Below are 19,434 nucleotides of genomic sequence, written 5' to 3' on the forward strand. Positions count from 1 at the left end.
CATCCCACGCATTAACATGTAGTGCAGGCAAAGCTGGCTTACGACGCGACCAAGGGTTAATGTGCGCGGCGTTCACGCATCTATAGACTGCACACCGAGATTTGATCCTTCATGTCGCTGGCGCGACGTGATTTAGCCGCAGGTGCCAGAGGGGTGCCTCGGCCTGTTCTGAGGAGTACGCATGGCTGTCTACAACTACGACGTAGTGGTACTGGGTTCCGGCCCCGCTGGAGAAGGTGCGGCAATGAACGCCGCCAAGGCTGGTCGCAAGGTGGCGATGGTCGACAGCCGCCGGCAGGTAGGCGGTAACTGCACCCATCTGGGGACCATTCCGTCCAAGGCCCTGCGTCACTCGGTGCGGCAGATCATGCAGTTCAACACCAACCCGATGTTCCGGGCCATTGGCGAGCCGCGCTGGTTCTCCTTCCCGGACGTGCTCAAGAGCGCCGAGAAGGTGATCTCCAAGCAGGTCGCCTCGCGCACCGGGCACTATGCCCGCAACCGCGTGGACCTGTTCTTCGGCACTGGCAGCTTCGCCGACGAGCAGACCGTCGAAGTGGTCTGCGCCACCGGCGTGGTCGAGAAGCTGGTGGCCAAGCACATCATCATCGCCACCGGCTCGCGTCCCTATCGCCCGGCCGATATCGATTTCCACCACCCGCGTATCTACGATAGCGACACCATCCTCAGCCTCGGCCATACCCCGCGCAAGCTGATCATCTATGGTGCCGGGGTGATCGGTTGCGAATACGCGTCGATTTTCAGTGGTCTTGGCGTGCTGGTCGAGCTGGTGGACAACCGCGACCAGTTGTTGAGCTTCCTCGACTCCGAGATTTCCCAGGCGTTGAGCTACCACTTCAGCAACAACAACATCACCGTGCGCCACAACGAGGAGTACGATCGTGTTGAAGGCCTGGACAACGGGGTGATCCTGCACCTGAAGTCGGGCAAGAAGATCAAGGCCGACGCCTTGCTCTGGTGTAACGGCCGTACCGGCAACACCGACCGGCTGGGCATGGAGAACATCGGCGTCAAGGTCAACAGCCGCGGCCAGATCGAGGTTGACGAGAATTATCGTACCTGTGTGCCGAACATCTACGGTGCTGGCGACGTGATCGGCTGGCCGAGCCTGGCCAGTGCCGCCCACGACCAGGGCCGCTCGGCGGCAGGCAGCATCGTCGACAACGGCAGTTGGCGCTATGTCAACGACGTACCGACCGGGATCTATACCATTCCGGAGATCAGTTCGATCGGCAAGAACGAGCACGAACTGACCAAGGCCAAGGTGCCTTACGAAGTGGGCAAGGCGTTCTTCAAGAGCATGGCCCGCGCGCAGATCGCCGGCGAGCCGCAAGGCATGCTGAAGATCCTGTTCCACCGCGAAACCCTGGAAGTCCTCGGTGTGCACTGCTTCGGCTACCAGGCCTCGGAGATCGTCCACATCGGCCAGGCGATCATGAACCAGCCGGGCGAGAACAACACCCTGAAGTACTTCGTCAACACCACCTTCAACTACCCGACCATGGCCGAAGCCTATCGGGTAGCCGCCTACGATGGTCTGAACCGGCTTTTTTGAGCGGCTCCGGCCGGTGGCCTGAGCCGGCCGGGGAGACCGATTTCAGCCTTTCCCAAGTGTGGCCGTGGCCAAACCGGGAAAGTCTGTAATCAGGCTATCGACGCCGAAGTCGGCGAGCCTGCGCATCAGCGCCGGCTCGTTGACTGTCCACACCGACACATGCAAACCCTGACGCTGGGCCTTGAGCAGGCGTTCCGGGGTGCAGAGTGTCCAGTTCAGTGCCAGCATCTTGCAGCCATAACTCTGGGCGACCTTCAGTGGGTCGAGCCAGGCGTATTCGGCTACCAGTCCGCGTGACAGATCCGGGGTCAGTTCCAGGGCAGCCTTGAGCACTTCACGGGAGCTTGAGGTGACGGTGACCTTGTCCAGCAGGCCGAAGCGCTGGGCCAGTTCGCGAATCGCCAGCACCGTGGTTGCCGCCCGAGTGCGCGAGGCGCTCTTGACCTCCAGTTGCCAGTGCTCGAAATCGCACTGTTCGAACAGTTCTTCCAGGCGTGGGATCGGGCAGGGGCTGACCCAGCCGGGGCCGCCCTTGCGCGCATCGTAGGTCACCAACTCGGCGGCCGTATGCTCGACCACCTTGCCGCGCCGGTCGGTGGTGCGCTTGAGCGTCGGATCATGGATGACCATCAGCTCACCGTCCATGGACAGGTGCAGGTCCAGCTCGCAGCGGCGTACGCCGTGTTTGAGGCACTCCTGGAAACTGGTCAGGGTGTTTTCCGGCGCCTCGCCTTTGGCGCCACGATGGCCATAAATCAGAGTCACGACTGCTCCTTCAAGGGAAAGTGATTCGGTCGGGTCGAGTGATGAACCCGGGGCTCAACTGGCCTCGGGATCGGTCTGCTCGCGGGCCAGGCGCCGTTGCTGCGCCTGTTTTTGCAGGATATAGCGCGCCAGCAGTTGGCGCTGGGCGTCGGTCAATGTTTCGAATTCGGTGCCGATTTCGAAGGAGCCGAAGCTCTGTGGTTCGCAGTGGGTCACCTTGGCCCGCAGCAGCAGGCCAAGAGCCTGTGGCATCAGCACCAGCTTGATCGCCAGGTGCGTGCCGGTCGGGTAGGCCATGTTGTGGCTGAACTCGATGCCGCCTTCGGAGAGGATCACCGACTGCAGTTCACCGATCTCGCCGAGCAGGTTGATAGCCATCACCTGGCTCAGCAGGTCGATGCGCTTGTTCTGGGATTTCAGATAGGCGGAGAGGGCGCGGTCGCGCTCGCTGACCTGGCGCAGCAGGTGCTGCGATTCGAATTCGCTCAGGTGCAGTTCGCTCAACAGGTTGAAGAGTGGGGAAGCATCCTGCAACACATCCTTGCCTGCGGCATCGGCGGCAGACAGGGGGCGGATTTCCAGTGCGATCGTGTCCTCGATACGGTAGTATTCGCGGCGATCTTCTTCATCTAATGTCGACATGGCGAACCCAAGGCAGAGGCAATGGTCTGAGTGTAAAGCTGCTGACCTTACCTCGCCACATGGACGTCCTCTTTTCCTCCAAACCAGCCCCCGACATGTTCAGACCACTCTTCGTATTTATCGGTACGCGTTACACCCGCGCAAAGCGTCGCAACCATTTTGTCTCCTTCATTTCCCTGACGTCGATCATCGGCCTCGCCCTGGGCGTGGTGGTGATGATCGTGGTGCTCTCGGTCATGAACGGTTTCGATCGTGAGATGCGCGACCGGGTGTTGGGCATGGTGCCCCATGCAACCATCGAATCGGGCGAGCCGATCAGCGACTGGCAGGCTCTGGCGGACAAGGTCCGGCAGAACCCGCAGGTGGCCGCCGTTGCTCCCTTCACTCAGATGCAGGGGCTGTTGACCAACAACGGTCAGGTGCAGAAGGTACTGCTCAATGGCATTGATCCGGAGCAGGAGCGCAAGGTCTCGATCATCGATCGCTTCATGCAGCAGGGCCAGCTCGATGCGCTGGCGCCCGGCAGCTTCGGCATCGTCATCGGCGACAAGGCCGCGACCAAGCTCGGTGTCGGCCTTGGCGACAAGCTGACCTTCGTTGCTCCAGAGGTATCGGTGACGCCGGCAGGTATGTTCCCGCGCATGAAGCGTTTCACCGTGGTCGGTATCTTTCATGTCGGTGCCGGTGAGCTGGACGGTTACCTGGGCCTGACCAATATTGATGACCTGGCCCGCCTGCACCGCTGGAAACCGGACCAGGTCCAGGGTCTGCGGCTGAAGTTCGACGATTTGTTCCAGGCGCCACGCACTGCCTGGGAGATTGCCCAGCAGTTGGGCGATAGCCATTACTATGCCCGGGACTGGACCCGCACCCACGGCAATCTGTACCAGGCGATCAAGATGGAAAAAGCCATGATCGGTCTGCTGTTGCTGCTGATCGTCGCCGTTGCCGCGTTCAACATCATCTCGACGCTGGTGATGGTGGTGAACGACAAGAAGGGCGATATCGCGATCCTGCGTACCCTGGGCGCCACGCCTGGGCAGATCATGGCGATCTTCATGGTTCAGGGCAGCGTGATCGGCGTGGTGGGTACGCTGATCGGCGCGGCCGTGGGGATCTTCGCCGCACTGAATGTCAGTGCCGCGATCTCCGCCCTCGAAGGCCTGATCGGCCACAAGTTCCTCAATGCCGACGTGTATTTCATCGACTACCTGCCGTCCCAGTTGATGGCCGAGGATGTGCTGATGGTCTGCGGTGCGGCGTTGGTCCTGAGTTTCCTCGCCACCCTGTATCCAGCCTGGCGTGCGGCGCGCACCCAGCCTGCGGAGGCGCTACGTTATGAGTGAGTTGGGCATGAGTGATAAAGCAGTGCTGAGTTGCCGCAACCTGGGCAAGTCCTACGAGGAAGGCCCGGAGTCGGTGGTGGTGCTGTCCGGCCTGCAGCTTGAGCTGCACGCGGGCGAGCGGGTGGCGATCGTCGGCAGTTCCGGTTCGGGCAAGAGTACCTTGCTCAACCTGCTGGGCGGGCTCGATACGCCGTCCAAGGGCAGTGTCTGGCTGGCCGGTGAGGAGTTGTCGGCGCTGGGCGAAAAGGCCCGTGGTCTGCTGCGTAACCGCGCCCTCGGTTTCGTTTACCAGTTCCATCACCTGTTGCCGGAATTCACCGCGCTGGAGAACGTCTGCATGCCGCTGCTGATCGGCCGCACGGCGATTCCCGAGGCGCGTCAGCGCGCCACGGCGCTGCTGGAACGGGTCGGGTTGGGGCATCGTCTGGAGCACAAGCCGGCGGAGTTGTCCGGCGGTGAGCGCCAGCGTGTGGCGATCGCCCGGGCCTTGGTGAACAGGCCAGGCCTGGTGATGCTCGACGAGCCGACTGGCAACCTCGACCACCATACTGCCCAGGGCATCCAGGACCTGATGCTGGAACTGAGCACGTCGATGCAGACCGCCTTCCTGGTGGTGACCCATGACATGAACCTGGCGCGCCAGATGGACCGTGTACTGCACCTGACAGACGGCAAGCTGGTCGCTATCTGATTCGCCCTGGCCGGCACCCGTGGAACACGCGGGTGTCGGTTCGAATATTTTCTACGGTGGCCTGCGAATGTTCAGACCGTTATCGATTTTCATCGGCGCGCGTTACACCCGCGCCAAACGCCGCAACCGTTTTGTCTCCTTTATCTCGATGACCTCGATGATCGGTCTCGCCCTGGGCGTGCTGGCGATGATTGTGGTGTTGTCGGTGATGAACGGTTTCCAGCGGGAAATGCAATCGCGCATCCTCGGCATGGTGCCTCACGCGACCATCGTCGGGGTCAAGCCCATCGATGACTGGCAGCCGGTGGCCGCCGCAGCGATGAAAAACCCGGAGGTCACCGCGGCGGTGCCTTTCACTGAAATGGACGGCATGCTGTCATACAAGGGGTCGATGCAACCGATCCAGATCAGCGGTGTCGATCCGGCCCAGGAAGGCAAGGTGTCGATCGTTGCCCAGCATATCGTCCAGGGCAAGCTGGAAGACCTGAAACCGGGTGAGTTCGGCGTGGTGATCGGTGACATCACCGCGCGGCGTTTCCGCCTGAACGTCGGCGACAAGCTGACCCTGATCGTCCCGGAAGTGAGTAGCGATCCGGGCGGCATCACCCCGCGCATGCAGCGCTTGAACGTGGTCGGTGTCTTCAAGGTCGGCGCCGAGCTGGATGGTTCCATGGCGTTGATCCACATGGCCGACGCGGCGCAGATCCAGCATTGGCAGCCGAATCAGGTGCAGAGCGTCCGCCTGGCGGTCAAGGACCTGTATACAGCGCCGCAGGTATCCGCTGCCATCGCGGGTGAGCTGGGTGCCGGGTACAAGGCCGATGACTGGACCCATACCCAAGGCAGCCTGTTCAGTGCCATGAAGATGGAAAAGACCATGATCGGCCTGTTGCTGTTGATGATCGTCGCGGTGGCGGCGTTCAACATCATTGCCACGTTGATCATGGTGGTGAACGACAAGGGCGCTGACATCGCGATCCTGCGCACCATCGGCGCCACGCCACGGCAGATCATGGCAATTTTCATGGTCCAGGGCACGGTGATCGGTATTGTCGGAACCCTGATCGGTGGCGTACTCGGGGTGATTGCGGCGCTGAATGTCAGTGAGCTGGTGGGCTGGATCGAGCGGGTCAGCGGACAGCACATCTTCAGTTCCGACGTGTACTTCGTCAGCAACCTGCCTTCGCAGTTGCAGGGCGGCGATGTGCTGCTGATCTGTTCGGCCGGGTTCATCATGAGCTTCCTGGCGACGCTTTATCCGGCGTATCGTGCGGCGAAGACCGAGCCGGCGCAGGCCCTGCGCTATTCGTGATTCGGGGTACCGCTTTCGCGGCGGTTCGGCGGCCCGACAAGCCGCCGCGAAGAGGCCCTCAAACCTGCCGCGGCAACTCGATCACGAACCGCGTCCAGCCTTCCTCCGATTCACAATGAATCCGCCCGCCATGGGCCCGTACGATCGACTGGGTAATCGCCAGTCCCAGTCCGGCATGCTCGCTGCTCCCTTCGTGGCGTGCCGGATCCGCCCGATAGAAGCGATCGAACAATCGCGGCAACAACTGGGCGGCAATCCCCTCGCCACTGTTCTGCACGCTGACGCGCAACCCTGACTCCAGCGTCTCCAGGATCACCAGAATCTCGCCCCCGGCCGGGGTAAAGCGCAGCGCATTGTCCAGCAGATTGGACAACGCCCGGCGCAGCATGCTCCGGTCGCCGCGCAGGCTGGCTGTGCCGCTACGGGTCAAGCGCACCTGATTGTCTTCCGCCAGCGGGGCAAAGAACTCCAGCAGCACATCGGCCTCGTCGGCCAGTTCCAACGCTTCGAACCTGGGGCTGAGCAGGCCATGGTCGGCCTTGGCCAGGTACAGCATGTCATTGACCAGTTGCGCCATCCATTGCAGTTCTTCGAGATTGCTGTGCAGCGCCTCGCGATAGTCTTCGAGCGGACGAGGGCGGGTCAGGGTGACCTGGGTGTGGGTCAGCAGGTTCGACAGCGGTGTACGCAGTTCATGGGCGATATCGGCGGAAAATGCTGAGAGCCGCTGAAACGAGTCTTCCAGGCGTGCAAGCATGGCATTGAAGGCTTGGCCCAGTTCGGCCAGCTCTGTCGGCATTTGCGCGGTGTCGAGGCGTGGCGTCAGGGAGTGGGCGGAGATGCTGCCCGCGACTTCGCTCATGCGCCTGAGCGGGCGCAGGCCGTTGCGAGCGGCCCAGGCACCGAGCAGCGCGGTGGCCAGCGCCGAGAGGCCGACCGTCAGCCAGATCAATTGCTGCATGCGCTGCAGGAAATGCTGGTGGTGGGTGATGTCGAGGATCAGGGTCAGTTCGGGAGATCCAGCCTGGCCGGGGTTCAGCGGTGCATTGAAGAGCCGGTAGGCGGTTGCGCCATTTTGCAGGCTGATCAGTCCGGCTTGGGTGGGCAGTTTCCCTGGCAGAGTATTGGCGCTGTCGAACCACGGCTGGCCGTCGGCGCCCTGGATTTTCAGGGCCAGGTCGGGACGCAGGTTGATTTCGTTCTGCAGACGCTCGCGCAATGTCTGGAAGTCGGCGAGGCTGTTCACCTGGCCCAGGATGCTACGCAACTCGGCCAGGCGGCCATCGAGCAACTGCTGGTCAAGTTCGACGAAGTGCGATTCGCTGGCACGGTTGAACAGCACGCCGGCCACCAGTGAGACGGTGGCGGTGCAGGCGGCGAACAGCAGGGCCAGGCGACCGGCCAGGGACAGGCGGCGCATCACGACGCCCGCTCCTCCAGGACGTAGCCCATGCCGCGTACCGTATGGATCAGCTTGTCCGGGTGGGCATCGTCGATCTTAAGCCGCAGGCGGCGGATGGCGACTTCGATGACGTTGGTGTCGCTGTCGAAATTCATGTCCCAGACCTGGGAGGCGATCAGCGATTTGGGCAACACTTCACCCTGGCGTCGCAGCAGCATTTCCAGCAGGGCGAATTCCTTGGCGGTCAGGTCGATGCGTTGACCGGCCCGTTCGACCCGGCGGCGAATCAGGTCCAGGCGCAGGTCGGCGACCTGCAGGCTGGTATCCTGGGCCGTACCGCCGCCGCGCCGCAACAGGCTGCGGACCCGTGCCAGCAGTTCGGAGAAGGCGAAGGGTTTGACCAGATAATCGTCGGCGCCCAGCTCCAGGCCATGGACCCGGTCCTCGACCGAGTCGCGGGCGGTGAGAAACAGGACCGGGATCTCCAGGCCGGCAGCACGCACCGCCTGGAGAATCTGCCAGCCGTTGCGACCGGGCAGCATGACGTCGAGAATCAGCAGGTCGTAATCGCCGGTCAACGCCAGATGCTGACCGCTGCTGCCGTCCGCCACCAGTTCGCAGTTGAAGCCGGCCTCGTTGAGGCCCTGGCGCAGGTATTGGCCGGTTTTCGCTTGGTCTTCGACGATCAGCAGTTTCATGGAGGGCTCGTGGCAAATGGAACGGTAACGTTATACCGCCAGCCCGGCTGTTCCGGCCCAAGCTGACAAAGTTGTAATCTGTCCGTCAGCCTGGCGGCAGCGGCGCGGCTTTACAGTCTGGCACAGAGTGAATCCTATTCCGTTGGAGTGTGACCATGTTTGCACGTAATGGCTTGGCGCTGGCCGGTCTGCTGTTGAGTTCCGTGGCCTGGGCCTCGCCAGCCGGGCATTATGACTTCGGCCAGCCGGCTCCGGCCTCGAAGGCGACCCGCACGATCGAAGTGACCATGACCGATATCGCCTTCGATGCCAAGGCGCTGGAGGTCAAGGCCGGCGAGACGGTGCGTTTCGTGCTGGTCAACAAGGGTCAGTTGCTGCATGAGTTCAATCTGGGCGAGGCCTCGACGCATGCCGAGCACCAGCAGGAAATGCTCAAGATGCAGCAAAGCGGCATGTTGACGCCGACCGGTATGCAGATGCCGGCGATGGATCATTCCAATATGGCGGGTGGCGGCATGGATCACGGTATGATGAAGCACGACGATCCCAACAGCGTGCTGGTGGAGCCGGGCAAGACCGCCGAGCTGACCTGGACCTTCGGCAAGGCCGGCACGCTCGAGTTTGCCTGCAATATTCCCGGTCACTATCAGGCGGGCATGGTCGGTCAGCTGAAAATTGACCCTTGAGGCAGGTCGCTGGCTTCTGCACGCTGAAAGCCGGGCGTAAACCCGATAGACTTGGCGGGTTCATTCTTTCAGGTTTTCGTTATGCATCCCGCAGCCGAACATTCGCCGCTGGGCAAGTCCAGTGAATACATCGCCACTTACACGCCCTCCTTGCTGTTCCCGATTCCGCGCGCCGCGAAATGGGCCGAGCTGGGGCTGAGCGCCGATACCTTGCCCTACCAGGGCGTGGATTTCTGGAACTGCTTCGAGCTGTCCTGGCTGCTGCCGTCCGGCAAGCCGGTGGTGGCCATTGGTGAGTTCAGCATTCCAGCCGACTCGCCGAATATCATCGAGTCCAAGTCGTTCAAGCTTTACCTCAACTCGCTGAACCAGACGCCGTTCGCCGATATCCCGAGTCTGGAGGCGGTGTTGCGCGCCGATCTGTCGGCGGCGGCGGGCAAGCCGGTGGGCGTGCGTATCCGCCCCCTGAGCGAGGTGCAGGCCGAGGGCGTGGTGGCCTTGCCTGGCGTGTGCATCGATGAGCTGGATATCAGTGTCAGCGACTATGCCCATCCGCGGCCCGAGTTGTTGCGCTGCGATTCGTCGCGAGTGGTTGAGGAGAGCGTGCACAGCCATCTGCTCAAGTCCAACTGCCCGGTGACCAGTCAGCCGGATTGGGGCAGCGTGGTGGTCGAGTACCGTGGCGCGGCTCTGGATCATGCCAGCCTGTTGGCGTATCTGGTGAGCTTTCGCCAGCACTCGGACTTCCATGAGCAGTGTGTGGAGCGGATATTTCTCGACCTGCAGCGGTTGCTAAAGCCGGAGAAATTGACGGTGTATGCGCGTTATGTGCGCCGTGGCGGGCTGGATATCAACCCGTACCGCAGTACCGAGTCGGTGGCGTTCCAGAACCAGCGACTGGTTCGCCAGTAGGCAAGCCCCCGCCCAGAAATGAAAAAGCCCCGACTAGTCGGGGCTTTTTCTATTGCGTTATCGCTTAGGCTTGAACGACCGGGATCTTCGCGTTGGCCGCGGCGTCGCGGAACTCGGCGATCTGGTCGAAGCTCAGGTAGCGATAGATGTCGGCAGCCATGCTGTCGATGTTCTTCGCGTACTCCATGTACTCCTCGACAGTCGGCAGCTTGCCGAGAATCGACGAGACCGCCGCCAGCTCGGCCGAAGCCAGGTAGACGTTGGTGGAGTCACCCAGACGGTTCGGGAAGTTACGGGTCGAAGTGGACACCACGGTCGAACCGGTCTGCACACGTGCCTGGTTACCCATGCACAGCGAGCAGCCTGGCATTTCCATGCGTGCACCGGCCTTGCCGTAGATGCCGTAGTAGCCTTCCTCGGTCAGTTGGTGGGCGTCCATCTTGGTTGGCGGAGCCAGCCACAGACGGGTAGGGATACCCCCTTTGACCTTGTCCAGCAGCTTGCCGGCAGCGCGGAAGTGACCGATGTTGGTCATGCACGAACCGATGAACACTTCGTCGATCTTGTCACCGGCAACGGTGGACAGCAGACGGGCGTCGTCCGGGTCGTTCGGCGCGCAGAGCACAGGCTCCTTGACGTCGGCCAGGTCGATTTCGATGATCGCGGCGTACTCGGCGTCCTTGTCCGCTTCCAGCAGGTCCGGCTTGGCCAGCCAGGCTTCCATCGCTTGAGCGCGACGCTCCATGGTGCGGGCGTCGCCGTAGCCTTCGCCGATCATCCAGCGCAGCAGGGTGATGTTCGACTTCAGGTATTCGGCGATCGCTTCTTCCGGCAGCTTGATGGTGCAACCGGCAGCGGAACGCTCGGCCGAGGCGTCGGACAGTTCGAAAGCTTGTTCGACGGTCAGCTCGTTCAGGCCTTCGATCTCCAGGATACGGCCGGAGAAGATGTTCTTCTTGCCTTTCTTCTCGACAGTCAGCAGACCCTGCTGGATCGCGTAGTAAGGGATGGCGTGAACCAGGTCGCGCAGGGTGATGCCAGGCTGCAGCTTGCCCTTGAAGCGAACCAGTACCGACTCAGGCATGTCCAGCGGCATGACGCCGGTGGCCGCAGCGAAGGCAACCAGACCGGAACCGGCCGGGAAGGAGATACCGATCGGGAAGCGGGTGTGGGAGTCGCCACCGGTGCCGACGGTGTCAGGCAGCAGCATGCGGTTCAGCCAGCTGTGGATGATGCCGTCGCCTGGACGCAGGGACACGCCGCCACGGGTCATGATGAAGTCGGGCAGGGTGTGGTGGGTCTTGACGTCGATCGGCTTCGGATAGGCCGCGGTGTGGCAGAAGGACTGCATCACCAGGTCGGCGGAGAAGCCCAGGCACGCCAGGTCTTTCAGTTCGTCACGGGTCATTGGACCGGTGGTGTCCTGGGAGCCGACGGTGGTCATCTTCGGTTCGCAGTAGGTGCCAGGACGGACGCCCTCGACGCCGCAAGCCTTGCCGACCATCTTCTGCGCCAGGGTGAAGCCCTTGGTGCTGGCAGCCGGAGCTTCCGGGGTCTTGAACAGGTCCGATGGCGCCAGACCCAGCTCGGTACGCGCCTTGCTGGTCAGGCCACGGCCGACGATCAGCGGAATACGGCCGCCGGCGCGGACTTCGTCCAGCAGCACTTCGGTTTTCAGTTCGAAGGTGGTGACCAGTTCGTTGCTGTCGTGGCGGCGTACTTCGCCCTTGAACGGGTAGACGTCGATGACGTCGCCCATGGCCAGGTTGTTGCAATCGAATTCGATCGGCAGAGCGCCGGCGTCTTCCATGGTGTTGTAGAAGATCGGGGCGATCTTGGTGCCGAAGCAGAAACCGCCAGCGCGCTTGTTCGGCACGTAGGGGATGTCGTCGCCGAAGAACCACAGCACCGAGTTGGTGGCGGATTTACGCGAGGAACCGGTGCCGACCACGTCACCGACGTAGGCAACCGGGAAGCCCTTGGCCTTGACGGCTTCGATCTGCTTGAGCGGACCGATGGCACCTTGCTGTTCTGGCTCGATACCGTCACGGGCCATTTTCAGCATGGCCAGGGCGTGCAGCGGGATGTCAGGGCGCGACCAGGCGTCCGGGGCAGGGGACAGGTCGTCGGTGTTGGTTTCGCCAGGTACCTTGAACACGGTCAGGGTGTATTTTTCGGCGATGGCTGGACGGGCGGTGAACCATTCACCAGCGGCCCAGGATTCCAGGACGGCCTTGGCGTGTGCGTTACCGGCCTTGGCTTTTTCAGCCACGTCGTGGAAGGCGTCGAACATCAGCAGGGTGTGCTTGAGTTGCTCGGCGGCAACCGGCGCCAGTGCGGCGTCATCGAGCAGGGCAACCAGGGTCTCGATGTTGTAGCCGCCCTGCATGGTGCCGAGCAGCTCGGTCGCGTGCTTGCGGTCGATCAGTGGCGACTGGGCTTCGCCCTTGGCGACTGCGGAGAGAAAGCCGGCCTTCACGTAGGCAGCTTCGTCCACTCCAGGCGGAACACGGTTGGTGATCAAGTCAACGAGGAAAGCTTCTTCGCCAGCCGGGGGATTTTTCAGCAGCTCGACCAGGCCTGCGGTTTGTTCGGCGTTAAGCGGCTGGGGCACGATACCCAGGGCTGCGCGCTCTTCGATATGTTTGCGGTAGGCTTCAAGCACAGTTATTACCCTCATCAGTGGTCCCAAATGGGTGTCCGGGACGCTCATCCAGAAATGCACGGTGCTCATGCGCTGTGGGGCTTTTTGGGCCGCTTAGCCAGAGTTTCCGCGATTTCCAACAGAAGCTGTTTTCAAAGTTTTACGCCTTCGGAACGGAGCAGATGAGGGTCGGCGCGAGAACTTCCGGGCGGAAATTCCCGTGCCAACGTCGTTCTTCAGGGTGCGGGTGATAGACACCCGGCGGATGAAGCGTCTTGCGACTGACTCCACCCTAAACTGTGCTCGTGACGCTTTGAAAACAGCTTCCAACGGACATTGGCGCCTAAAAAGGCAGACTGATTCTACGGCATATTCCGAAGAAAGGTAAGTTAAGCCCTACAGGTTCGGGGGTGACCCTTGTTAGACAAAGGGCTAACATGCGGACCTGTTTTGCTTCTGCGCGTTTCCCCAGCCCATGCCCAATCAGACTATCAAGACCCCTTGCGTCGGCCTCTGCTCCACTGTTTACGGTGACCTGGTGTGTCGCGGCTGCAAGCGCTTCCACCATGAAGTGATCCACTGGAACGGCTACGACGAAGCGCAGAAGCGTGCGGTGTGGTTGCGCCTGGAGCAGTTGCTGGTGCAGGTGATGGTGGCCAAGCTGGAAGTGTTCGACCCGCAGAAGCTGCGCCAGCAACTGGAAAGCCGCAAGATCCGCTTCGTGCCCCACCAGTCGGAATATTGCTGGGCCTATCAGTTGATTGCGCGTGGCGCGCGGGTGATCAACCAGCTGGAGGCCTATGGGATGGTGTTGTTGCCGGAGTTTCGCGACTGGGCACTACCGGAACTGCGCGATGCCATCGATCGGGAATTTTTCCTCTTGTCCGAGGCGCACTACGAGCGCTACATCGCCCCGGGCTTTCTCAAGGAAGCGTTGGGTTAAGCCCTCAGCCTCTGGCCAGTTCCTCCAGGTGATCGGTGATCTCCTGGGTCTTGAGTACCAGTACGTCGCTCTCCAGTGAATCCAGGACCACTTCGGCGGTATTGCCGATCAGCGCCCCCGCGATCCCGGTACGGGCCACCGTGCCGATCACGGTGACCACCGCGCCCAGCTTGTGGGCCATGTGCGGGATCAGCACATCCGCCGGGCCTTCAGCGATATGCAGGCGCTCGTCATCGACATCGAATTCCGCCTGGAATGCCCGGCACTGTTCGCGATAACGCCCCTCGATGGTTTCCCGCAGTTGGTAGATCGGGTCGGCGGCCGAGAGCATGGGCGAGGGGTGGGCGCTGATCACGTGCAGGTGGCCCTTGGCCAAACTGGCGATGTCATAGCCATGGTCGATGATATTGGCGTGCAGATGCCGATGCCCTTCGTCCGAATTGCCGACGTCTACCGCCGCGAGAATCACGCCGTCGGTCCAGGGCGTTTCGGTCTTGACCATCAGTACCGCGCAGGGGCAGAAGCGCAACAGCTTCCAGTCCGAAGGTGTCAGCAGCGCCTTTTTCAGCGCACTGTCGGGTCGATGCTGCTTGATCACCAGGCCGCAGCCTTCTGCCTGTTGCACGCCGATGATGGTGTCGTGCGGGGTCTTGTCCCAGGCCTGCTCCGCAGTGGCGCTGTAGCCATCGTCATGCAGTTGGCTCTTGAGCAGTGAAAGCAGGGCGCTGTGATCATGCCGGGGATCGCACATCAGCAGATGCAGGTGGGCATCCGTGACCTTGGCGATCAGTTTGGCGCGGTTGAGTGCCAGGCTGTGGGCGTGATCGGGGTCGAGTATCACCAGAATGCTGCGGATGGCTTGCATGGTCAGCGTGCTCCCAGAGGTTCGAAGGTGGCATGACCTAACTATAGTTGCACAGCGCTCGCCACGGACTTGATGCATATCAAGGCAGATGGCTGGTGGTCCGCCCCGGGACCCGTATAATCGGCGACCTTGAGTTGCCTGATCCCCTGTGAGCCCCATGTTGCCGATTCTTTCGTTGTTCGACCCCATTCGCTGCGCACTGTCGGGAGCGTTTCTGTGAACCTGCCGGAAATTCATGATTTTCTCGGCTGCCGGACACCGGATGCCTGGGTGCAGGCAGCGTTGGCCGACCAGGAAACCCTGCTGATCGATCACAAGAACTGCGAGTTCAAGGCGGCGAGCACGGCCCTGAGCCTGATCGCCAAATACCACTCCCATGTCGACCTGATCAACATGATGTCGCGGTTGGCGCGCGAAGAACTGGTGCACCATGAGCAGGTGATGCGCTTGATGAAGCGTCGCCGGATCGACTTGCGGCAGCTCTCTGCCGGTCGCTACGCGTCGGGCCTGCGCAAGGTCGTGCGTAACCACGAGCCGGTGAAGCTGGTGGATACGCTGGTGGTCGGGGCCTTTATCGAAGCCCGCAGTTGCGAGCGTTTCGAGGCGCTGGTGCCGCATTTGGATGAGGATCTGGGCAAGTTCTATTTCGGCCTGCTCAAGAGCGAAGCCCGGCATTTCCAGGGTTATCTGAAATTGGCCTACCAGTATGGTGAAGCCGGGGACATCGCCCGGGTTATCGAGAAGGTCCGGGCGGTCGAGCAGGAACTGATCGAGTCACCGGACGTCGAGTTCCGTTTCCACAGCGGTGTCCCTGCCGCTTAAGCGCGGACCAGCTTTTCCAGTGCCGCATCGGCCAGGAAGGACGAGCGACTCTTGATCCGGTGGTCTCGCACATAACGGTCGATGCGCTGGATCACGAAGCCGGGAAGGGTGACATTGACCTTCTCGGTCTTGCCCAGGTAGGGCGAGATATCGATTTCCAGCATGCCCCAGCCCATTTCGGCGAAATCGGGGTTCTTTCTGTGGGCAAAGGATGATGACGGCATCGGTACCGGCTCACCGTTGGATGCGATTTCTTCGAGCATGATATGGGCGACCTCGATGGCAGCGTTGTAGGCTTCCTCAAAGGTGTCGCCGGCGGTCACGGCACCCGGAATGTCTGGAACCTGTATGCCGATTGCGGTGCTTTCATCACCCCATTCGATGGCGATGGGATATTGCATGATGTTCTCCTGTGCGAGCAGGTTCATAGCAGGCCCGCCCGTTTCTTTATGCTTCTGATGGTCCCGAGTGGCAGATCCTTTTTGGGATGCGGTACGGGAATCGAGTGAGGGCTTTTCTCGTGTACGAAAACATGATGACTGCCTCTTATTCGTTGCAGCATCCAGCCCGCGGCCTCCAGTTCGGCGATCAAATCCCTGCTTTTCACCCTTGACTCCTTGATCAGGTCTGTCAAGGAAGCCTAGCTGTCGCTCTATCAGACAGCGATTTTAAAGGTGTGTCTAGAGTTATCTTTGTGAGGATGCTGCCGCTCGTCTTGCGCTCAGTCGAGATGAGGCGGCGGGGTCGTCGTTCAGCTCGTTTTCATCTAATCCCGTTGCTTTTTATTGCTATGGGCTATTTGCCCGTTCCTTCCATCGATTTATTGAAAAGCTTGCTAACAATTTTCTTTGACATTGGCTGCCTAGGCAGTAATATTCAGCCAACTATCTGCCTAGGCAGCTTTTTGGTGATTCTATGAAACATTTTCTGCCCAAAGACTTTCTCAGTTGCCATCTCGGCCTGCTCCTGGGGCGTACGGCGCTGCTCAAGGACCGGATCATCGACACCCACATGGTGCCGTACGGCATCACTGCGGCGCAGTTCAAGGTGTTGATCATCATGGCCCAACTGGCCGTCGACTCGCCGGCCGAGTTGTGCCGCTACCTGTCGATCGACAGCGGTTCCATGACGCGAATGCTCGACCGCCTGGAGCAGAAGGAATTGCTCGTTCGTCAGCGCTCCGAGGGTGATCGGCGCCAGGTGCGCCTGGTGCTGACAACGCAGGGCCAGGCGCTGACGGATCGGCTGCCGGAGATCGGTGCCGAGGCCATGAACGAATTGACCGGCGCGATCACCCGGGACGAGTTGCAGACCCTGGAGAACATTCTCAAGAAGATTTTGCTGGCAGCCGGTGACTCGATCACCCTGCAGCGGCTGGGTGAACAAAATGAACGGTAAGACCTTGCGCAGCGGTTTCAGTCTGGTGTTTCTGGCGATGGCCCTGGCGGGCTGTGCCAGTTATGAGGGCCTGACGACTTCTGGCGTTAGCCTAGATGCAAAGAATCTCAAGGCCGAGCAGTCGCTCAAGGGCATCACGCTGTCAGCGGCGGCCTGGCCTTCAAGCGACTGGTGGAAAAGTCTCGGTGATCCACAGCTTGACGGGCTGATCCAGGAGGCCCTGCATGACAGCCCGGACATGCAGGTCGCCAGTGCTCGGACCCATCAGGCCAGCGCCGCAGCCTATGCCGCCGATGCTGAGCGGATGCCGACCCTCGATGCCAGCGCCGGGGTGACCCGCTCCCGCCTGTCACGGGACCAGGACCCGAGAGGGCAGGGCGACGCTTACGGCACCGTGCGCACGCTGGGCATGAATTTCAATTACACCTTCGACCTCTGGGGCGGTCAGCGTGACGCCTGGGAAGCCGCACTCGGCCAGGCGCGAGCCGCCGAGGTCGACCAGCAGGCCGCGCGCCTGACCCTGGCCGGCGATGTGGCGAGGGCCTACAGCAACCTGGGTGAGGCCTATATCATCCATGACCTGGCCAACGATGACCTCAAGCGCACCCGGCAGATGCTCGAACTGGGTCAGCGCCGGCTGAGTGCCGGGATCGACAGCCATTACCAGTATCAGCAGACCGAAAGTCTGGCTGCCAGCTCCGAGGCGCAGGTGATTGATGCGCGCAAGCAACTGCAGAGTGCCAAGGTCGCCTTGGCGGTGCTGCTGGGCAAAGGCCCGGACCGTGGCAATGAGCTGGCCCGGCCGCACATTCTCCAGCCTGCAGTGATTGCGCTGCCTTCGAGCTTGCCTGCGGAACTGCTGGGGCGGCGTCCCGATCTGGTGGCTGCGCGCTGGCGGGTCGAGGCCGCGGGCAAGGACATCGCTGCCGGCAAGACGCGCTTCTATCCGAACCTCAACCTGAGCGCTGCAGCCGGGACCGAGGCTGTGTTGGGTGATGCGCTATTCGGCTCGGCCAGCCGTTTCTTCAACGTCGGGCCGAGCCTTTCGCTGCCGATCTTTGATGGCGGTCGTCTGCGCGCCGGGCTCGATGCCAAGGACGCCGACTACGACCTGGCGGTGGCGCAGTACAACCAGAGCCTGGTCAAGGCGCTGGGGGATGTCAGCGACACGATCCAGCAGTCACGCGAGATCGCCCGGCAGATCGCCGTCCAGCAGCATGCCGCCGATATCGCCCAGCAGTCTTACGACACCGTGGTTCAGCGTTATGGCGCTGGCATCGGCAACTACGTGGATGTGCTGACTATCGAGCAGACCCTGCTGCAGGCCCAGCGCCAACTGGCGCAATTGAATGCCCAGCAGATCGACCTTTCCATTCAGCTGATGCAGGCCCTCGGCGGCGGATTCCACGCCGAGAACATTGCCCTCGGTGCGTCGAGCCCGGCCGCACAGACTCATTAATTCAAGGTACTTGTCATGGCTACCCCTGCCCAAGAAAATGCAGTTGAAAACAATTCTGGCGCGACCAACTCCCGTAAACGCAAGGTCATGTTGCTCGTGCTCGCCCTGGTGGTCGTGCTCAGCGGCCTGGCGGTCTGGGGTTGGCATGAACTGTACGGCCGCTGGAGCGAAAGCACCGACGACGCCTATGTCAATGGCAACGTGGTGGAGATCACGCCGCAGGTGACCGGCACGGTGGTCAGTATTGGCGCCGATGACGGCGACCTGGTCCATGAGGGTCAGGTGCTGGTGAACTTCGATCCGAGCGACGCCCAGGTCGGCCTGCAGAGCGCCGAGGCCAATCTGGCCAAGACCGTGCGCCAGGTGCGGGGTCTGTACAGCAATGTCGATGGCATGAAGGCTCAGGTCGTCGCGCAGAAGACGGCCGTGCAGAAGGCCCAGGAAAACTTCACCCGCCGCAAGAATCTCGCCGCCAGCGGGGCCATCTCCCAGGAGGAGCTGTCCCATGCCCGTGACGACCTGACCTCGGCCCAGAGCGCCTTGAGCAACGCCCAGCAGCAACTCAACAGCAGCAACGCATTGGTCGACGACACCGTGGTCTCCAACCATCCCGATGTGAAGGCCGCCGCTGCGCAACTGCGTCAGGCCTATCTGGCGCACGCCCGGAGTACGCTGGTGGCGCCAGTGACCGGTTATGTCGCCAAGCGCACCGTGCAGCTCGGCCAGCGCGTGCAGCCGGGCGCGGCGTTGATGGCGGTGATTCCGCTGGATCAACTGTGGATCGATGCCAACTTCAAGGAAACCCAATTGCGCCAGATGCGTATCGGTCAGGCGGTGGATATCGAGGCTGATCTGTATGGCAGCGACGTGAAGTACAGCGGCACCATCGACAGCCTGGGCGCCGGTACCGGCAGCGCCTTTGCCCTGTTGCCGGCGCAGAACGCCACCGGCAACTGGATCAAGATTGTCCAGCGGGTGCCGGTACGCATCCACATCAATGCCGAAGAGCTGGTCAGGCATCCGCTGCGGGTCGGTTTGTCGACCCAGGTCGAGGTCGATCTGCATGACCAGAGCGGCCCGGTACTGGCTCAGCAACCGCCGCAGAAAGCTTCGTTCACCACCAATGTCTATCAGCAGCAACTGGCCGCCGCCGATGCGGTAATCAGTCGCCTGATCCATGAAAACAGCGCTATGCCGACCAAGACCGCACAGCGCTGAGTCGCCAATCCCCGGCTGCGACCCTGGCGGTCGCAGCGCCTGCCTCGTACCCAAG

19 protein-coding genes are annotated in these 19,434 nt (G+C 61.7%); 11 read left to right on the top strand and 8 right to left on the bottom strand.

What is annotated here, in order from left to right; all coding sequences use genetic code 11:
* Positions 1–181: 181 nt before the first annotated feature.
* Positions 182–1,576, top strand: coding sequence for a Si-specific NAD(P)(+) transhydrogenase (gene sthA / locus BLU37_RS16980; protein WP_010445763.1), 1,395 nt, complete (start codon positions 182–184; stop codon positions 1,574–1,576).
* 42 nt (positions 1,577–1,618) lie between these two features.
* On the opposite strand, the gene BLU37_RS16985 is transcribed toward sthA, so the two are convergent.
* A complete protein-coding gene (locus tag BLU37_RS16985; protein ID WP_010445764.1) occupies positions 1,619–2,341 on the bottom strand; it encodes a glycerophosphodiester phosphodiesterase in 723 nt (240 codons plus the stop codon).
* A 54-nt stretch (positions 2,342–2,395) separates the two neighbouring features.
* Positions 2,396–2,983 carry a PilZ domain-containing protein gene (locus tag BLU37_RS16990; RefSeq protein ID WP_081354618.1) on the bottom strand — a complete coding sequence of 196 codons (588 nt, stop codon included), beginning with the start codon at positions 2,981–2,983 and terminating at the stop codon, positions 2,396–2,398.
* Between the two features lie 95 nt (positions 2,984–3,078).
* Between BLU37_RS16990 and BLU37_RS16995 the strand changes: the two genes are divergently transcribed.
* The 3 genes from BLU37_RS16995 to BLU37_RS17005 all read left to right on the top strand — a co-directional run bounded on the left by BLU37_RS16995 (position 3,079) and on the right by BLU37_RS17005 (position 6,332).
* Complete coding sequence (locus tag BLU37_RS16995) at positions 3,079–4,329, top strand: lipoprotein-releasing ABC transporter permease subunit (RefSeq protein WP_090206818.1); 1,251 nt, start codon at positions 3,079–3,081, stop codon at positions 4,327–4,329.
* Positions 4,330–4,336: 7 nt separating this feature from the next.
* Positions 4,337–5,020, top strand: coding sequence for a lipoprotein-releasing ABC transporter ATP-binding protein LolD (gene lolD, locus BLU37_RS17000; protein WP_172833030.1), 684 nt, complete (start codon positions 4,337–4,339; stop codon positions 5,018–5,020).
* Between the two features lie 67 nt (positions 5,021–5,087).
* Complete coding sequence (locus BLU37_RS17005; protein ID WP_090210959.1) at positions 5,088–6,332, top strand: lipoprotein-releasing ABC transporter permease subunit; 1,245 nt, start codon at positions 5,088–5,090, stop codon at positions 6,330–6,332.
* A gap of 58 nt (positions 6,333–6,390) precedes the next feature.
* Here the strand turns inward: BLU37_RS17005 and BLU37_RS17010 are convergent, their stop codons facing one another.
* Both BLU37_RS17010 and BLU37_RS17015 read right to left on the bottom strand, forming a co-directional pair.
* Positions 6,391–7,752, bottom strand: a complete 1,362-nt coding sequence (locus tag BLU37_RS17010; RefSeq protein ID WP_090206820.1) for a heavy metal sensor histidine kinase — start codon at positions 7,750–7,752, stop codon at positions 6,391–6,393.
* Entirely contained in the window at positions 7,752–8,432 is a 681-nt protein-coding gene (locus tag BLU37_RS17015; protein WP_010445770.1) for a heavy metal response regulator transcription factor, read from the bottom strand. The genes BLU37_RS17010 and BLU37_RS17015 overlap by 1 nt, the downstream gene beginning before the upstream one ends.
* A 155-nt stretch (positions 8,433–8,587) precedes the next feature.
* On the opposite strand from BLU37_RS17015, the gene copI reads away from it, so the two are divergent.
* Positions 8,588–9,118 (top strand): copper-resistant cuproprotein CopI, encoded by a 531-nt coding sequence (copI, locus tag BLU37_RS17020; protein WP_090206822.1) that lies wholly within the window; start codon positions 8,588–8,590, stop codon positions 9,116–9,118.
* 81 nt (positions 9,119–9,199) lie between these two features.
* Entirely contained in the window at positions 9,200–10,030 is an 831-nt protein-coding gene (gene queF, locus BLU37_RS17025) for an NADPH-dependent 7-cyano-7-deazaguanine reductase QueF (RefSeq protein WP_090206826.1), read from the top strand.
* 64 nt (positions 10,031–10,094) lie between these two features.
* On the opposite strand, the gene acnB is transcribed toward queF, so the two are convergent.
* Positions 10,095–12,695 carry a bifunctional aconitate hydratase 2/2-methylisocitrate dehydratase gene (acnB, locus tag BLU37_RS17030; protein WP_090206828.1) on the bottom strand — a complete coding sequence of 867 codons (2,601 nt, stop codon included), beginning with the start codon at positions 12,693–12,695 and terminating at the stop codon, positions 10,095–10,097.
* A gap of 454 nt (positions 12,696–13,149) precedes the next feature.
* Here acnB and BLU37_RS17035 point away from each other — a divergent pair, with 454 nt between their 5' ends.
* Positions 13,150–13,617, top strand: a complete 468-nt coding sequence (locus tag BLU37_RS17035; protein ID WP_090206831.1) for a DUF1289 domain-containing protein — start codon at positions 13,150–13,152, stop codon at positions 13,615–13,617.
* 4 nt (positions 13,618–13,621) lie between these two features.
* On the opposite strand, the gene BLU37_RS17040 is transcribed toward BLU37_RS17035, so the two are convergent.
* Complete coding sequence (locus tag BLU37_RS17040) at positions 13,622–14,482, bottom strand: universal stress protein (protein WP_090206833.1); 861 nt, start codon at positions 14,480–14,482, stop codon at positions 13,622–13,624.
* 216 nt (positions 14,483–14,698) lie between these two features.
* Between BLU37_RS17040 and miaE the strand changes: the two genes are divergently transcribed.
* A complete protein-coding gene (gene miaE, locus BLU37_RS17045; protein WP_090206836.1) occupies positions 14,699–15,304 on the top strand; it encodes a tRNA-(ms[2]io[6]A)-hydroxylase in 606 nt (201 codons plus the stop codon).
* Here miaE and BLU37_RS17050 read toward each other — a convergent pair.
* Complete coding sequence (locus BLU37_RS17050; protein ID WP_029379372.1) at positions 15,301–15,705, bottom strand: type II toxin-antitoxin system HicB family antitoxin; 405 nt, start codon at positions 15,703–15,705, stop codon at positions 15,301–15,303. The genes miaE and BLU37_RS17050 overlap by 4 nt on opposite strands.
* A gap of 23 nt (positions 15,706–15,728) precedes the next feature.
* Complete coding sequence (locus tag BLU37_RS17055) at positions 15,729–15,911, bottom strand: type II toxin-antitoxin system HicA family toxin (RefSeq protein WP_090206839.1); 183 nt, start codon at positions 15,909–15,911, stop codon at positions 15,729–15,731.
* A 308-nt stretch (positions 15,912–16,219) separates the two neighbouring features.
* Between BLU37_RS17055 and BLU37_RS17060 the strand changes: the two genes are divergently transcribed.
* From BLU37_RS17060 to BLU37_RS17070, 3 genes are read left to right on the top strand one after another with little or no spacing between them, the layout of a single operon-like run.
* Positions 16,220–16,702: a MarR family winged helix-turn-helix transcriptional regulator gene (locus tag BLU37_RS17060; RefSeq protein WP_090206842.1), complete on the top strand. Its 483-nt coding sequence runs from the start codon at positions 16,220–16,222 to the stop codon at positions 16,700–16,702.
* The gene (locus BLU37_RS17065; protein ID WP_090206846.1) at positions 16,692–18,161 is read left to right on the top strand and encodes an efflux transporter outer membrane subunit; all 1,470 of its coding nucleotides are present in this window, start codon (positions 16,692–16,694) and stop codon (positions 18,159–18,161) included. The genes BLU37_RS17060 and BLU37_RS17065 overlap by 11 nt, the downstream gene beginning before the upstream one ends.
* Before the next feature lie 15 nt (positions 18,162–18,176).
* Entirely contained in the window at positions 18,177–19,379 is a 1,203-nt protein-coding gene (locus tag BLU37_RS17070; protein WP_090206848.1) for an efflux RND transporter periplasmic adaptor subunit, read from the top strand.
* The last annotated feature ends 55 nt before the right edge of the window (positions 19,380–19,434 follow it).

The organism is Pseudomonas asplenii (assembly GCF_900105475.1).
Taxonomy (GTDB): Bacteria; Pseudomonadota; Gammaproteobacteria; order Pseudomonadales; family Pseudomonadaceae; genus Aquipseudomonas; species Aquipseudomonas asplenii.

Excerpts from the sequence above, each read along its gene's own strand:
- BLU37_RS16990 (WP_081354618.1), bottom strand. The coding sequence starts at position 2,983 with ATGTCGACATTAGATGAAGAAGATCGCCGCGAATACTACCGTATCGAG.
- BLU37_RS17060 (WP_090206842.1), top strand. The coding sequence starts at position 16,220 with ATGAAACATTTTCTGCCCAAAGACTTTCTCAGTTGCCATCTCGGCCTG.
- BLU37_RS16995 (WP_090206818.1), top strand. The coding sequence starts at position 3,079 with ATGTTCAGACCACTCTTCGTATTTATCGGTACGCGTTACACCCGCGCA.
- BLU37_RS17040 (WP_090206833.1), bottom strand. The coding sequence starts at position 14,482 with ATGCAAGCCATCCGCAGCATTCTGGTGATACTCGACCCCGATCACGCC.
- sthA (WP_010445763.1), top strand. The coding sequence starts at position 182 with ATGGCTGTCTACAACTACGACGTAGTGGTACTGGGTTCCGGCCCCGCT.
- BLU37_RS17065 (WP_090206846.1), top strand. The coding sequence starts at position 16,692 with ATGAACGGTAAGACCTTGCGCAGCGGTTTCAGTCTGGTGTTTCTGGCG.
- BLU37_RS17005 (WP_090210959.1), top strand. The coding sequence starts at position 5,088 with ATGTTCAGACCGTTATCGATTTTCATCGGCGCGCGTTACACCCGCGCC.
- BLU37_RS17050 (WP_029379372.1), bottom strand. The coding sequence starts at position 15,705 with ATGCAATATCCCATCGCCATCGAATGGGGTGATGAAAGCACCGCAATC.
- BLU37_RS17015 (WP_010445770.1), bottom strand. The coding sequence starts at position 8,432 with ATGAAACTGCTGATCGTCGAAGACCAAGCGAAAACCGGCCAATACCTG.
- copI (WP_090206822.1), top strand. The coding sequence starts at position 8,588 with ATGTTTGCACGTAATGGCTTGGCGCTGGCCGGTCTGCTGTTGAGTTCC.
- lolD (WP_172833030.1), top strand. The coding sequence starts at position 4,337 with ATGAGTGATAAAGCAGTGCTGAGTTGCCGCAACCTGGGCAAGTCCTAC.
- BLU37_RS17035 (WP_090206831.1), top strand. The coding sequence starts at position 13,150 with ATGCCCAATCAGACTATCAAGACCCCTTGCGTCGGCCTCTGCTCCACT.
- BLU37_RS17070 (WP_090206848.1), top strand. The coding sequence starts at position 18,177 with ATGGCTACCCCTGCCCAAGAAAATGCAGTTGAAAACAATTCTGGCGCG.
- BLU37_RS17010 (WP_090206820.1), bottom strand. The coding sequence starts at position 7,752 with ATGCGCCGCCTGTCCCTGGCCGGTCGCCTGGCCCTGCTGTTCGCCGCC.
- queF (WP_090206826.1), top strand. The coding sequence starts at position 9,200 with ATGCATCCCGCAGCCGAACATTCGCCGCTGGGCAAGTCCAGTGAATAC.